The organism is Methanosarcina sp. MSH10X1, assembly GCF_004099695.1.
In the GTDB taxonomy this organism is placed as follows: domain Archaea; phylum Halobacteriota; class Methanosarcinia; order Methanosarcinales; family Methanosarcinaceae; genus Methanosarcina.
Genome location: NZ_SCHL01000010.1, coordinates 69,537 through 84,736, shown reverse-complemented (window position 1 = coordinate 84,736; position 15,200 = coordinate 69,537). Strand labels below are relative to the sequence as shown.

General features: G+C 41.9%; 14 protein-coding genes. 6 read left to right on the top strand and 8 right to left on the bottom strand.

From position 1 onward, the window contains the following. Positions 1-84: 84 nt before the first annotated feature. Positions 85-1,146 carry a radical SAM protein gene (locus EQO05_RS09700; protein WP_128506009.1) on the top strand — a complete coding sequence of 354 codons (1,062 nt, stop codon included), beginning with the start codon at positions 85-87 and terminating at the stop codon, positions 1,144-1,146. 227 nt (positions 1,147-1,373) lie between these two features. After that, positions 1,374-1,958: a metal-dependent hydrolase gene (locus EQO05_RS09695; protein WP_128506008.1), complete on the top strand. Its 585-nt coding sequence runs from the start codon at positions 1,374-1,376 to the stop codon at positions 1,956-1,958. A gap of 80 nt (positions 1,959-2,038) precedes the next feature. Here EQO05_RS09695 and EQO05_RS09690 read toward each other — a convergent pair whose 3' ends face one another. From EQO05_RS09690 to EQO05_RS09660, 7 genes are all read right to left on the bottom strand, one after another. Then, positions 2,039-2,587 carry an acyltransferase gene (locus EQO05_RS09690; protein WP_128506006.1) on the bottom strand — a complete coding sequence of 183 codons (549 nt, stop codon included), beginning with the start codon at positions 2,585-2,587 and terminating at the stop codon, positions 2,039-2,041. 155 nt (positions 2,588-2,742) lie between these two features. Then, on the bottom strand, positions 2,743-3,876 hold the full coding sequence (locus EQO05_RS09685) for a DUF362 domain-containing protein (RefSeq protein WP_128506004.1): 1,134 nt from the start codon (positions 3,874-3,876) through the stop codon (positions 2,743-2,745). Between the two features lie 166 nt (positions 3,877-4,042). After that, the gene (gene nadE, locus EQO05_RS09680; RefSeq protein ID WP_128506002.1) at positions 4,043-5,035 is read right to left on the bottom strand and encodes an NAD(+) synthase; all 993 of its coding nucleotides are present in this window, start codon (positions 5,033-5,035) and stop codon (positions 4,043-4,045) included. 34 nt (positions 5,036-5,069) lie between these two features. Next, positions 5,070-6,107: a hypothetical protein gene (locus tag EQO05_RS09675; RefSeq protein WP_128506000.1), complete on the bottom strand. Its 1,038-nt coding sequence runs from the start codon at positions 6,105-6,107 to the stop codon at positions 5,070-5,072. Further along, positions 6,088-7,566 carry a class I adenylate-forming enzyme family protein gene (locus tag EQO05_RS09670; protein WP_128505998.1) on the bottom strand — a complete coding sequence of 493 codons (1,479 nt, stop codon included), beginning with the start codon at positions 7,564-7,566 and terminating at the stop codon, positions 6,088-6,090. Before EQO05_RS09670 ends, EQO05_RS09675 begins: the two co-directional genes overlap by 20 nt. Before the next feature lie 6 nt (positions 7,567-7,572). After that, the gene (locus EQO05_RS09665) at positions 7,573-7,818 is read right to left on the bottom strand and encodes an acyl carrier protein (protein WP_128505996.1); all 246 of its coding nucleotides are present in this window, start codon (positions 7,816-7,818) and stop codon (positions 7,573-7,575) included. 340 nt (positions 7,819-8,158) lie between these two features. Then, entirely contained in the window at positions 8,159-8,824 is a 666-nt protein-coding gene (locus tag EQO05_RS09660) for a hypothetical protein (RefSeq protein ID WP_240664538.1), read from the bottom strand. Between the two features lie 598 nt (positions 8,825-9,422). On the opposite strand from EQO05_RS09660, the gene EQO05_RS09655 reads away from it, so the two are divergent. After that, the gene (locus tag EQO05_RS09655) at positions 9,423-9,692 is read left to right on the top strand and encodes a DUF2551 domain-containing protein (protein ID WP_048109002.1); all 270 of its coding nucleotides are present in this window, start codon (positions 9,423-9,425) and stop codon (positions 9,690-9,692) included. A gap of 315 nt (positions 9,693-10,007) precedes the next feature. On the opposite strand, the gene EQO05_RS15560 is transcribed toward EQO05_RS09655, so the two are convergent. Further along, positions 10,008-10,904, bottom strand: a complete 897-nt coding sequence (locus EQO05_RS15560) for a hypothetical protein (protein WP_164888525.1) — start codon at positions 10,902-10,904, stop codon at positions 10,008-10,010. Positions 10,905-11,468: 564 nt separating this feature from the next. Between EQO05_RS15560 and uppS the strand changes: the two genes are divergently transcribed. The 3 genes from uppS to EQO05_RS09635 all read left to right on the top strand — a co-directional run bounded on the left by uppS (position 11,469) and on the right by EQO05_RS09635 (position 15,142). Next, positions 11,469-12,365 carry a polyprenyl diphosphate synthase gene (gene uppS / locus EQO05_RS09645; protein WP_205793765.1) on the top strand — a complete coding sequence of 299 codons (897 nt, stop codon included), beginning with the start codon at positions 11,469-11,471 and terminating at the stop codon, positions 12,363-12,365. 383 nt (positions 12,366-12,748) lie between these two features. Further along, positions 12,749-13,027: a hypothetical protein gene (locus EQO05_RS09640; RefSeq protein ID WP_128505992.1), complete on the top strand. Its 279-nt coding sequence runs from the start codon at positions 12,749-12,751 to the stop codon at positions 13,025-13,027. A gap of 21 nt (positions 13,028-13,048) precedes the next feature. Next, positions 13,049-15,142 (top strand): thioredoxin domain-containing protein, encoded by a 2,094-nt coding sequence (locus tag EQO05_RS09635; RefSeq protein WP_128505990.1) that lies wholly within the window; start codon positions 13,049-13,051, stop codon positions 15,140-15,142. The last annotated feature ends 58 nt before the right edge of the window (positions 15,143-15,200 follow it).

Sequence of the window (15,200 nt, the reverse complement as noted above, 5' to 3'; positions counted from 1 at the left end):
GCTTTGGAAAGTTGTATTCATATTGAAAGTATAGAGACCCAAAAACAAGCCTTATATATAAAAAAAGGATATGCAGGTTCAGGTATGGAAAAGATCATTGAAGACGAGACCGGCTCTTTTTACAGTTATCTTTCACAAGGGTGCAGGCTCTGCCAGAAAGGCGCCAAAATGGTACTATTCGTGACAGGGCTTTGCCCTAAGAGTTGTTTTTATTGCCCGCTTTCTGATGAAAGGCGAGGGAAAGACCTTATTTTTGCAAACGAGAGGGCTGTAAAAAACGATGAGGATTTACTTAAAGAAGCTGAGCTTATGGATGCTTTAGGAACAGGGATTACAGGCGGGGAGCCCTTGCTGAAAACCGAAAGAGTTCTGCACTATATCCGGATGCTGAAAGCTTCATTTGGAGAAGAGCATCACATCCATCTATATACTTCCCTGGCTCCAGGAAGACAGATTCTTGAAAAACTCACAGAAGCAGGTCTTGACGAGATCCGTTTTCATCCGCCGCAGGAATGCTGGGAATATCTTAAAAACAGCCCTTATGCAGCGGCCCTGCAGAATGCAAAAGAACTTGGAATCGAAGCCGGAATCGAGATTCCTTCCCTTGAAGGAGTGGAGAAGGTCGCTGATTTTGCAGAAGAAATGGGGGTTTTCCTTAACCTGAACGAACTGGAATTCTCAGATAATAATTCCGTAGCCCTCCTGAAAAAAGGCTTTTGCCTTGAGTCCGACACGTCCAACGCGGCTACAGGGTCCTGCAAATCTGCAGGGAAGGCAACGTCTATTTGTAGAAAAACCCATTTTTGTTCCTCAACCTATAAGGATGCAGTCCAGCTTCGCAACAGGTTTAAGCGGATTGCAAAGAATACTGCAAGAGGTTTTGACGAAATCACAGAAGACGGCACCCTGGTATATGGAGTAATCGAAGGGGGAGATCAGGACCTTGCAGAGGAGACCCTTCAGAGTATGGAAATCCCGGCAGAATTGTTTGAAATAAAAGACGGAAAAATCGAAGTAGCCTGGTGGGTACTTGAGGAGTTAAAAGAGGGGATTAAAGAAGAACTTGAGCCTTCAGGATCCAGGCTTCTAATTATTGAAAGATATCCTTTCGAAGACGGACTGCTTGTCGAGTTAATTCCTCTTTAAGTCAGCCTCCGGGAAAATAAACTGATAGGAAAGAGTTTTCCTGCCAGTTTATTACAGACTTTAAATTCTGCCGACCTTCAACATAACTTTTACTTAAAGGTATCTTCTTTTATCAGTGTATGTAAAAAATATTAAATAGTTTGGAAACAATTTTATTTCTGAAATCCGCAAGATTCTTTACTTTTAGGGAAATAATTTTACACTCAGAAAATAATAAGTGTTTTCTTATGCCTTACCCGGTCGTACATGTTTTATTCTTCGTACTCTGTATCAGTGCAGTAGCAGTCTACGCTACTGTCAGATCATATTTTCAAGGGGAACTTTCTCTCAAAGGTTCAAGGCATTTACTGCCGCTACTGTTCGTAGGCAGTATATGCTCATTATTCCCGGACATTATGATTGTTCACAGCTTTCTTGTAAACGGTACTATGGAACATTGTTGGGCTGGCCCTATCCCGACACATTCGCTTCTGTTCAGTCTTCCTGCAGTCCTGTTCGGGATAGTTACAGGATACGTTATATACAGGAAGCCTGGAAAGGCAATGTATCTTGGTCTCTTTGCAGAAGCTGCCTTTGCTTCACATCTGTTGCTGGACGACATCAGTGAAGGCGGCTGTGAGTACCTTTATCCGTTATACGAAAAAAATATCAGTGTATTCTCAATGATGGACATAAGTTTTAAGGGAACCGGGCTCCTTGACTACCTGATGACATCTTTTGTATCGGTCTTTTTAATTTGCTCCGTAATAATGATGGCACTGTTTGCCCTCAGCGAATACGGTTTTGAGCTAAAGTACAGAGCAGAGAAATAAAAAACAAAGAAGTAAAGATGTCAATAATAAAAGGTGAATGAGTAAAAAAGTGAAGAAATAAAAAAACGAATGAATTAAAATCAGGTTTTAAGTTCACCTACACCTTCAAGCTTTTTAACTACCCTGGCAGGATAGCCCAGAGCAAGACTATTTGGAGAGATATCGCGGTTAACTACTGATCCGATACCTATTATTGAATTATCCCCTATTTCGACACCCTGTGTAATTATACACCCCGGATTGACACAAACTCCACGTCCGATTTTTATAGGAGACATAGTTCTCGGATACGCCTGCCTTGTAGTCAAACTTCCTCTCGTATGAGCAGATAATATACACCGGTCGCCGATTTCGGAATAATCCCCTACCGTTATTAACTCAGGATGAATCCTATCAAAAACCACGTTATAGCCTACATATACATTCTGCCCGAGATTTACACCCCGCATCCTGTGCAATTGTGCCCTCCAGGAGGGCACAGGAATGATTGAGGCAAGTTGTTCCAGAATCCAGTTTTTAAAATATTTGATTCCGAACAGAAGTTTATTACTGTGGTAATGGTCCGCAATTTCGCCAAAAGCTACCTGATCTCTATTAGATACTACAGCAGTTATACTAGTACCCCCCAATTTTCTGTCAAATTATTTTAAGTTATTCTTCCATTGCAAGTTAACGGATAAATATATTCGTATAGTTTATGCTTAATTAATCCTTATACCGTGAATCTATTGAATGAGCCAGTTTCCAGTGTACCGAAGACACCAGCTTCCGGAGAATTCCTCTGTTAACTCTTAATTCGGGTCACAAGTTTCAGAAGCGGTGATTTTTTTATTTCTACCGCATCGTTAGGGCAGAGTTCGCGGCAGCAGTAACACTGAATGCATTTTTCATCGTTAATTTTGAATGCCTTGCCTGTTTCTTCAATGGCATTTGCCGAACAGTTCGAAATACAGGCTCTGCAAAGTGCACAGTTTGAGGCGTTAATAAAGGGTTTAACAGCCAGCTGCTTTCGAAGGATTCTCATAAGAAAAGAAGGTATGTAAGCAGTGATTCCTCCTTCCGGTCTTTTGAACCCAACTTTTACCTTTTCCAGAAGCGCCCCAGCAATCTCCGGATGCTCGGTTCCGAATCCTCTTGCGAGTGCAGCTTTATTTGTAGGGACTTTAAGGGGATCGATTCCTATAAGTTCAGATGCGACTATATCCAGAGTTGCACAATCATAACTTGCCAGAATTACGCCTGCAAAGACAGGCGTACCATTTGCCGGGCCGTTTCCTTCCATTCCGACCACACCGTCCATAACTGCAAGCTGGGGTTTGACGACAGAATATATATCGACAACCGCTTCCCCGAAACGGCGGCGATCTTCCAGAAAGTGAGCCTGTTTTCGAGTTTTCTGAGGCACGGTGCCGAAGAAATTTTTAACTGCCCCGGTGTACAGTGTAAGTTCATGAGTCTTGAGCTTTGGAAGCGAAATTATTACATCAGCTTCAAGTACAGCCTTTGAGATATGCAGGCGTGAAAACTCCCTGGCATCCGGAACGTCAACTTCAACAAAACCTGAAGTCTCAAAATTGATAAGTTCCACCCCTTGACTTAAAGCAACCCCTTCAATACCGGATTTTTTAAGCGCCTGTGAAGTCGTGGTAGATCCGGGTTTTACAATGCCTGAGCCGTCGCCTATAACTGGAATACCACCCACTTCCGAGACAAGTTCGCACATTGCGGTTACTACTGCCGGATGAGTTGTAACGGCATCCTCTGGAGGTCTGATAGCAAGTACATTGGGTTTGAGGAGTACACGGCTGCCAGGCGCTATAATCTTTTCAAGCCCTCCTATCAGGTTCAGCGCCTCTTTGATTGCTTCTTTCACATTCGAGTAATCCTGGCATCGGGCAATTGAAACCTTTGGATTCATAATTACACTTTTGGGTTAGTAATTAACTTTATTATTACAATGCTACTAACATGACAGCAGCCTGCCAGAACGCTTCTGGAAGCTTATAATCAGAGCTTCACTGGAGGCAAAGCCCTGAAACACCGGTTTTTACCTGGTTTAACTTTGTCTTCGGCATTGACGCGGTTTACCTGTTAATATAGCAAACCGGTGGCGTGGCTCGCACATATTCCGTGCTATCTCTGATTCTATTGATATGCCTCCAGGCCTTTTCTATCGTATCTGCGGACAGTCCTGTATTCTTTTCAATCACCTTCAAGGGCAGCTGGTGCTCCTGAGCGTACAACAGCTGGTCCATAATCTGAATCGGCATACGCCAGTAGAATTCCTCATCAGTTGTATAATGGCTCCATGTGTCAGCACTTGGGGGGCGTTTTATAATCTCCTCATTGACATTGAGCAGTTTCCCCATAGCATATACCTGGACTTTGTAGCAGTCTGCCAGAGGCTCAAGATCTACTCCCCCGTCTCCGTATTTCACAAACTGACCAAGAGCCAGTTCTGTCTTGTTGGTTGTACCGCAAACTGCATAGTTCAACTTTTCAGCATACATATACTGGACTATCATTCTGGATCTTTGCTTGACATTTTGCAGCCCTATCAGTTCCAGATAGTCATTTGCTCTCAACCTGTGTCTGGCAGCGGTTTCGCCGTCTTTTATCAGCCGAATGTAAGGGACATTTAACAGCCCCTGGTTAAGGAAATCAGGCAGCACCAGTGACGTCTTATGTATGTCGGGATCGTACTCAGGACAGGTTCTTTTTATGATCTGCTCTTTCTGATCATAGATATTAAGAGATCTCAGGATAGGAGAGATAGGCACCTCTTCATATGACACGTCCAGGCTCTCACAGACTTCTGCTCCCAGAGTCTTGCTGGAAGGGGCGGATTCTTCTTCAGGAAGGAGAAGGCCATACACATTTTCCTTTCCAAGCTCCTGTACACAAAGGGTAAGTGCTACTGCGGAATCGATTCCACCCGATACCCCTATAATCACTCCTTTTTTCTTAAAACCTGTAACCTGATCTCTGATAAAACCCCTGAGCTTTAAAGCTATACTATCAATATCCCCTTTGAGCGCTTCTATTATATTCACACTCGTTTCTTCCATGACCTGCATTATATTACCCCCTGGAATAATCAGGCTGTATAGCTTAAACTTTAACAGATAATTTTTGTGGATTCTTTATATTCAGTTTAAGCCTGCTTGCAGCCTCTTCTATTAATGGCTGTGACAGTTCCTGGTTAATTTTTTCAAATCCTTCTTCCCGCGGCATTTCTCCGCTTCGCACAAGCCCTGCTACATCAAAGGCATAAGGATGGAATCCGTATTTTTCCATGTGGTTGTAACAGGCAAAGGAATTTAATGTACAGTTGGTTGAGTTGCTGTCGTTGATTCCCGGAGGTTCCCACCCGATCTCCAGCAGGGTCTCAAGTACTTTATTTTCACTATAATCCCACAGGCATAGAGGATGCAGGATACTCGGAGCATTCTCACCTATGTTTTCAAGAACCTCTTTTTTCAGAAGGAACAATTCGTCCTTATCGTCAATACCTATTTTTTGAAGCTGCTTGTCAAATAAGTTTCTGGACCATTGAATAAAATTAACTGATAGGTTGATTATGGGATTAGGAGACTGTCCGGCTGTAAAGGCAAATACAATAAAAGGTGCTTTTTGAAGAATTGCCTGCTCTATCAGCTTCTGTTTAATAATAGTGATACAAACGTTGCATATATCACTGGCTCGATATTTGGCGAACTTCGGGAATGCATCGTATGACTCTGCAGCTTTTCGGAACGTGTCCAGCAGAATTTCTTCCTTCATTGTCAACTGGAAATAATCGCATCCCGTGATCATGCACATTTTTTTGGCATTCATTATTGCGTTTTCGGAAGTAAATCCATTATCGAACTGCACAGCCAGTATCTTAAGGAAAGGATAATCTTTTTTGAGCTTGTAAAGCGTATACGATGAATCTTTCCCACCAGAAAGTGCATAAATCACATCGTAGTTTCCCTTCCCCCCATACTGTTCAAAAAGTTTTTCAATTTTTGCCAGATACTCATTCTTTTCCTGCTGAGTAAGGGGAGTATATGTCTCACAAAAGTGGCAAAGACCGTTTTCCTCATTAATCTGTATACCTGGAATATCGGAATCCAGAATACATTTTTTACATACTAGCTTTGACATGTTGATATTCCTCTATAATGGATCGATTGGATATTTTCCCATTCTCGCTCAAAGGGAGATGATCAATGAATAGTATTTCTCTCGGGCACAGGTAGCCTGGCAGGCTTTTTCGGCAGAACGCAAACAGCTTTTCTATTTCTGTTCCTTCTGCAGGTATGACCATGAGACTGATCGCAGTCCCCATAAGCTCATGGTGCACGGGTACGACAAAAACCCTGGAAACTTCATTATTTTCTTCTATATTTCTCTCGATTTCTCTCGGGTTAACGCGATGATCGCCGATTTTTATGAGGTCATCTTTGCGCCCGAGGAGTCTGATGTACCCATTGGGCAGTTTCTGTGCGAGATCGCCGGTATGCAACCATCCATTTATAATTCTCTTTTCAGTAGCGATTTCATCGTCCAGATAACCCAGCATAATGTTATCTCCCGTGGCAACCAGTTCACCCGTTATATTGAAGCCTGCTGACCGGTAGTTGGAGTCAAAGACATCCAGTGTAACCCCCGGAATTGCTTTTCCTATAGTACCAACGAACTCATCCACATCTTCTGCTGGCAGGTAGGCAAGCCTTGCTGTAGCTTCAGTCTGCCCGTACATTGGTAAAATTTCCAGATCAGGAGCTAACTCTTTTATATCTGTCACAATAGCCCGGTCCATTCCCCCGCCTGCCGATGCAGCGATTCTAACGTTTGCAAAAGCTCTTTTAAATCTATCCGGATACTTGAGAAGTATGCGGTAAGTACTGGGCACTCCATAGAATATGGACACGCCTGACCCAATAAGGTTGAAAACAGGGTCCATAAAATTCATATTCCCAACCCTGATGGAGCCGCCAGCTGTCAGATGGGAGTTAATTATGGAATTCCCAAAAGCGTGATGGGGAGAGATCACCAGTGCTCCCTTATCTCTGGAAGTTATCCGAAGTACCTTTATTATTGACTCTGCATTTGCCGCCAGGTTTCTGTCACTTAACATGACTCCTTTTGGGGTACCTGTTGTGCCTGAAGTGTAAAGAACCAGCCGCAGTTCGGGATTGTTCTTTTCGGTCTCAATCTTTTTACGCAGAATCACTCCGGAAGTATCACTGGAAATAACTATTACCGTTCCGAAACGCTCAAAAAATTCCTTTCCAAATCTTGAATACTGTGCATCGGTTGCTATGATATTATTGACATGCGCAGCATCAAGGATTTTCTCAAGACTGAACTTAGGTAATTCTATTGGCAGAGGAATTGCGATATTAGCTGATCGATATACTGCCATGAGCACCTTTATGTATTGTGTGCCTGACTCTGCCAGTATTGCAAACCGACAGTGGCCAAAATCCATCAAATGTGAAGCAGTGGCATTTATATCATTGTCAAGGCAGCTATAGGAGATTGAACTTTTGCCCTCTTCCAGAGCAATATTTTGAGGGGTTTTTCTGGCGTACTCAGTGATATACGCATCAATCTGCATATTTTTTCACTTCGCCAGCCTGGTTATCATATTGGTAATTCCCTGTAACGAATCAAAATTTTCCGGTGTAAGCATATCTTCAGGGATCTCAATAGAATATTTCTCACAGATATAGTCCATAAGTTCAAGCAAACCGATAGAATCTATAATGCCGTTTTGAGTGAGAGAATCATTATCTGTCAAGCTGCTGCTGTTGTCCATAAAAGAATTAGCCTTCAAGTAATCAACTATATCATTCTTAATCTGTTCCATGTTCTGTTATCCCCTTTGTTTTCGTTTAGCGGACGGCTGATTGTGAATAACACAATTATGTCCACAATAACGTGAATCCCCACAGGTAATTAGGCAATACAACTATATAAATAATTTGAGCCACTTATTGATGACCAAAAAGCACTTACATAAGCTAAGAATCTAAGTAAAAACAGTTTAGTGTACGCGGATGCATACGGTTTATAGAAATTAATTACTTCACAAAAATAGAATAATCGGCTCATCCACCAGTATAACCCTGTTATTCAGATGAATAATATAAGACCGCAAAAAGATAGTACAGATGCAAAATTTAAGTTCTGCATTTTATAGAAAATACTCAGTCCCAGTAACAGTTGATTTTACAAAGGCGGTTTATATCGATATTCGAGTCCGAATGGGTTATAACAGAGAATATGTATTTGTTGTCTAAAACAGAAGTCCAATAGTTGACACTGCTGAGATCCAGTTCCTTATTAAAAATGAGATGCATGTTTTTGTTTGAGAACTTGGAATAGGCTTCTTTCAAAGTCCATATTTTTAAAAGCTCGGTTTCGCTTAAGGGCTCATCCGTGGAGATAAATTTCTTACTCAGGTTTCTCAAGTTACTTTTAAGAGACAGTTTTTTCACAAGTTCGATATCAATGCCTATCTCGACTTTTGAGATCGCAAGGGCTGCCATACTTCCGGTATAAGATACACAGATATACAGCTCATTGTGATTAAGGATGCAGATCCTTCCATGCCTATCATTATATGTGGATATGCCCGAAGCGGACCGTTCACCGACAATACTGCATACAATGTGTTTTAAAGCCGTTCTCGAAACAATATACCTTTTCTTAAAATAACCGGTCCGTAACCTTTCAAGAGATTCAAGTTCCATCCTGTTGAGGTAAGCTGTATTGAATGTGTCGTAGTCGTCCAGGTCAACAAGGAAGATAAGAACATCATTATGTCGCCACAGGAAAGAGATAGATTCGAGAGAAATGAGGAATGGCAGCATTAAATTCTCATTGAGCACATAACTCACCGGTATCCATTTATCGTAGTATATAAACTCCGTGTTCTTTATTATTTGAAATTGAATGACAGGGGCATGAGAGGAAGGGTAAGAAAACTCCTGCCTTACCTCATAATTGGATAGGGAAAAAATAATCCCGGAATGCTTGAGCCCGTTCAGTTACGAGTTCCCTCGTTCAGTGTAATATGCCTCTGCCGCTATGCTCAAGTTTATGAACCTAAGTTTCGTATAGATAGTTCTTACTTCTTCAACATACTTTACAATTCTCACCCTTTCTTAAGTATTGAAGTAGGAAAATTTTAGTTAGCAAAAAGCATGGATCATTCACCGTCACCGGTTGCACTCTGAAATTCTTATGTTGGTATTAAAGTTATACTTTATATAAATAATTCAAAAAGGCAATCCTAAAATATATAAACGATAAGGATATAGGGTATTCGTTTCTTAGCGCCCCTATTAGGAGGTCGCACATTTTTATAAGTAGAAAAATAGTGAGTAATATAATGTTAAATCAATATAATTCAATCATTAACTGAGGTGTCCGAAACTGCAAACTGCGGAAGAAAGGGTAAGAGCGAGATTGATAAAGTATCTCGGCAGGGATGAAAACGGGATACGCAAGGTTGTGCTCAATCTCTTCCTGACCGGAGACAAGTTCACCACCGGTGAAGTTTACGATTACCTGGATAAAGGGAATTTTGAGGTAAGCTACCGGGGAGTGTCGGCTATGGTCGGGCTCATGAATACAAGGCTCGGGATCCTGAGCATAAATGTTACCGGGGATCACAACGTCTATTCCCTGAAAGAAAGCTATAAAAACATTGTCGGCTCCGTGCTTGAAAACTACTGAGCCACTTTTATTGCTATCTGTTTTTAGGTGAGAATTTTCAAATTGCCTGCCTGTTCTGCTGAAACAGCGAAAATATATGGACTGACTGCAGGTTTTTGATCTTGCTTCGGTATTCTGTTTAATCTGAAGTAAAAACTAAGAGATTAGAAATCTGGAGGCTTCGAGAATTTATTCCAGCGTGATCAGTTGTACCACACTAAAATCACTCCAGATGATACGGATATAACTATTACGCTAGTCCTGTCTCTATCAGATACTCAGGAACAGATTAAATATGAAATAGTGTCTGCTGTTCCGGAATATACTTGTTAAAACTCAGATCCTTTTAACTCCTAAGTATGTCCTGGCATATCCGCTATCATATATTGCATGATAATTGTTATCGAGGGCGTGTTTAAAAGAAGGACCAAGTAACAGTTTAGGAACATATTGAACTCTGATAGGCCGATCTAAACTAATTTTTCTCCAGATTAACATTCTGTTTGCCGTACGCTCCCAATCTAAGGTTCCCTCAGGAGTAACTGCATACTCTCCGATTCTGTCTCTGGATAAGTATATTTGAAATATATTACTGACTGTCTGGGCATCTGTCAGGATTATATCGTCATAAGAATTGTTAAGTTTTACACACATCCCGAGCTCAGATTCAGTCCAGATCAGTTTTTGATTGAAACTTTTTCCATAGATGGGAGAATCCATATTTGCCATAGAATTAGTTATCATAAAGAATGAAAATATTATAAGTAGGATAGAGATAAAAGCAGCTTTACGAAATCTACCGTTAATAGTGCTGGTTGTTTTGATGATTCCGATCCCAAAAAACAATACAAAAGTTGTATATATGAACGCCGGCCATCTGAAAGGTACGATATTTCGGACTCCCATTACAGGAAAAGTAAAGAAGATTCCGAATAATACCACAATCATTAAGACAAGGGATACCTTAGTTCTGGTTTGATACTCTTTTGATAAGCTATGAAAACTTCCAATTACCCCGAAAAAAATAAAGATGAGAAAACCGAAAATATCAAGAATAGAGGAGAAAGAATCTCCTGAATTCGAAATCGCACTCCTTCCCAAGAACTTTGCCTCAGTTGATAATGAGTTTCCCAGCCCATTTACTATTGTCTCACTGAAAGGATATCTTGGGTCCGTCCAGTGGTAGATTAATATCAATACAGAAAGTATACAGAGAAAGATATCTGTTCTCATTCTGGCGGAGTCGCGTTTAGTTGCGTACATACGCTCATAGAGATAAGATCCGATGCATAGCGAAAATATTGATACCATATAAATAAACGTTGAGATTGTATGAGTCCATGTGATGACAAATATAGTTAATATCAGCAACACTCCGAAAAGTATAAATTTCCCGGTCAAAGTTCATTCGGTTAGTCATTTTAGAGAATTCCCAGGAGAGAATTCGTGGGGAAATCCATTAAAACTTGAATCAGTTATCTAAGACTGCATACAAGACTGTATATAAGCCTGTATATAGTTGCACATAATACACAGGTCTGCTGCTATCTTTTCAGTGTAAAATGTAACAAGAGAGGATGTGCAAATAGACAGGATAAAGTCAGTAATCTTTTGCGACAAAGAGATTTCTTAAGCAAAAGAAATATTAATATCTTGAGTAAGAAAAGGTAATTAGGTTCCATTGGAGAGAATTTACGCGGGTACTTCTCATATCAGGATATCTCAGGAGGAGAGTGTATAAATAATCTTAAAGAAATCCCCTGGAACAGGGGAATCTTCCGAGCGGGGCTTCGTTTTTTGAAAAACCGCATATTCAGTATGTTTTATCGTGAGTATGAGCGAAGACTCGAGATAGATATTCTGAATTCAGAGATTCCACATCACGTAGCTGTAATTATGGACGGGAACCGCAGGTATGCGGGGCAGCTGGGAAGAGCCCGGAGCTTCGGGCATGCTATGGGAGCAGAAGTTACCGAAAAGGTTATTGAGTGGTGCTATGAGATAGGGATAAAGCAGCTTACTCTTTACGCTTTTTCTACGGAAAATTTCCAGCGCTCGGAAGAGGAAGTTGACGGCCTTTTTAATCTTATCAACGAAAAATTCCTGAAGATCTATTCTGATCCGAGGACTCATGAAAAAGAGATGCAGGTTCGCGTTATAGGAGATAGGTCAAAACTGCCTGCTTTTCTCAATGAGTCGATCGAAAGAATAGAAAAAGCTACGGAAAATTACAGGAAATTTCATCTTAACGTCGCCATTGCCTATGGAGGCAGGCAGGACATAATTCAGGCAGTCCGTGATATTGCAGACTGTATTTCCAGTGGAAAACTTTCCCTTGAGGAAGTAGATGAGAGCCTTATTTCGAAACACCTCTACCCCGCCCCGGGAGTTTCTGTTCCGAATGTTGATCTTATTATCCGAACTGGCGGTGATGAAAGGGTTTCGAATTTCCTTCCCTGGCAGGCTAACGGAAGCGAGTGTGCAACCTATTTCTGTGTTCCTTTCTGGCCAGAATTCCGGAAAATCGATCTCCTTCGCTCTATCAGGGTATATCAGGCCAGAAAAGCCGAAAAAAAACAGGAACAATCATACAGAGTTTCGAAAGTTGTAAATTTCCTGGAACTGGGAAAGCACGGAGAAAAACACGAAGAGATTGGACAGCTTCAGCCAGTAAAAAAACAGGGGATTTCCTAAAGTATTCTGCAAAACACAATTGTATTAAAAGCAGCCTGAGACAGTACTACTTCAGTTATAAATTGCTTTTTAAGATAGAGTCCAGAAAACCAAAATAGGAAGGATATAGATATTCAGGAAGCCTTCTTCATATATCACCTTTAAGAGACCTGCCGGACTTTCCAGTATATTATAAAAACAATCTCCCGAAATACCGATATATTGATATTCAGGGGACGAATATTTAAAGTGGGGAAATTTGGCTGTACCTAATTTTTCAGTTTACAGGCTAAGAGGAGCTTGAGGAAGATTATCGTTATATTGGGGTTAAACCAATTCGCTCCAGAGCTGGCTATTCATTTAGAATGGGGTATCTGGAAATCGGTTGGACCAGGGGAGTTAGAATGGACGCTATTATCGAGTTAAATCCGCATCCCTGCAGGGCTTGTTTTAAGGGGGACGGGAAACCGGAAGGTATCATACCTGTAATTATGATTCAGGATAATTTTCAGTATAGTTTGAAGTTACTGGAAATCGAACGAGTCGGAGACCGAGAAATTGCGGCTGTATGCCCTTCAGGCGTGCAGGCAATGTTAGCTGACAGGATACGGGCCAGGGAAAGTATAGAGAAAGCTATAAACCCTGAAGACAGCATGCACACCTGGCAAGAGAAAGAAGCCTGAACAAAAGCCGGAGGGATCTTATTGGGAAAAGAATACGGTAAACCGAACCGCCTGATAAATGAAAAGAGTCCGTATCTCCTCCAGCACGCCTATAATCCTGTGGACTGGTATCCCTGGGGAGAAGAAGCTTTTGACAAAGCCAGGAAGGAAAATAAACCTATCTTTCTATCAATTGGTTACTCCACTTGCCACTGGTGCCATGTGATGGCGCATGAGTCTTTTGAGGACGAAGAGGTAGCAAGGCTCATGAACAGGGCTTTTGTTTGCATAAAGGTAGACCGGGAAGAACGGCCGGATATTGACAATATATATATGACGGTCTGCCAGATTATCCTTGGAAGAGGTGGCTGGCCGCTTAATATTATTATGACTCCGAGAATGAAGCCTTTTTTTGCAGGAACCTATATTCCCAAAAAATCCCGTTTTAGCCAGACAGGGATGCTCGAACTTGTACCCAGAATAGAAGAAATCTGGAACAAACAGCATGAAGAAGTGCTTGATTCAGCTGAAAAAATCACATCTACTATCCAGAATATGATCTCCGAATCAGCAGGAGAGGGCATAGGAGAGTCAATAATAGAGGAGGCTTATGAAGAACTATTGAGCTCTTTTGATAACGAATACGGAGGTTTTGAAAGAGCCCCAAAATTCCCTACACCGCACAAGCTCTTTTTTTTACTCCGTTACTGGAGACGCAGCGGGAATCCTGAAGCTCTCCATATGGTCGAATACACTCTGGAGAATATGTACAGGGGAGGAATCCATGACCCCCTGGGTTCGGGTTTCCACCGTTACTCTACGGATAATATGTGGATTGTCCCCCATTTCGAAAAGATGTTGTACGACCAGGCTCTTATTGCAACCGCATATACGGAAGCTTACCAGGTTACAGGAAAGAGCCTCTATAGAGAAGCAGCAGAGGGAGTTCTTGATTACGTATTAAGAGATCTGACATCTCCGCAAGGTGGGTTTTACTGTGGGGAAGATGCCGATGTTGAAGGGGAGGAGGGAAGATATTATCTCTGGACTTTAGAAGAGATCAAGAGTGTGCTCAGCCCTGAAGATGCCGAACTGATTATAAAGGCGTTTAATCTCAAGGAAGGAGGTAACTTTGAAGAGGAAATAAGAGGCAGAAAGACCGGAACCAATATTCTTTATTTGCCCCGCTCCCTGGAAGCCGTTGCTGCCGAGCTGGGAATTCCCGCTGATGAAGTTAAGAGCCAGATGAAACTGGCTAAAGAAAAACTTCTGGCAGCCCGGAACGAACGTAAAAGGCCTGCAAAAGATGACAAGATCCTGACCGATTGGACCGGACTTATGATTACAGCTTTTGCAAAAGGTTTCCAGATCTTTGGGGAGGAGAAATATCTGAGGGCTGCTTCGAATGCTGCGGATTTCATTCTAAAGACTCTTTACAGTTCCGAGAAACGACTGCTTCACCGATACAGAGAAGGGGAAGCCGGAATCTCCGGGACTGCCGACGATTACGCTTTTCTGGTTAACGGACTTCTGGACCTTTACGAGGCCGGCTTCGAAATACGCTATCTTAAAGCAGCCCTTTGCCTCAATAAGGAATTTCTTGAGCACTTCTGGGACCCCATTCAGGGCGGGCTGTTCTTTACTGCTGACGACAGCGAATCGCTTATTTTCAGGAAAAAAGAGTTTGCGGACGCGGCCATACCATCTGGAAACTCTGTTGAGATGCTGAATCTTCTTCGGCTTGCCAGAGTGACTGCGGATCCAGAACTGGAAGACAGAGCTCAGGGGTTGGAGCGTGCTTTCTCAAAGCTCATCAGGAAGATACCATCAGGATATGCTCAGTTTTTGTCAGCGCTTGACTTTGGTCTGGGCCCGACATATCAGGTGGTAATTGTCGGAAAGCATGAGTCGCCGGACACAGTACATATGCTCGAAGAACTCCGGGCTTATTTCATTCCCAATAAAGTGCTTATTTTCAGACCTGAAGGAAAAGATCCTGAGATTACAGATCTGGCAGCATATACGAAAGAGCAGACCCCTATAGAAGGGAAGGCTACTGCATACGTTTGTCAGAACTATGAATGTCAGCTTCCTACTACTGAGGTCAATGAAATGTTAAAAATGTTAAATGTGTGACTTTAGCTGAATTAGAGGCAGCTAGCAAGCTAGTTTTAAAGATTAGAATGGAGGTATA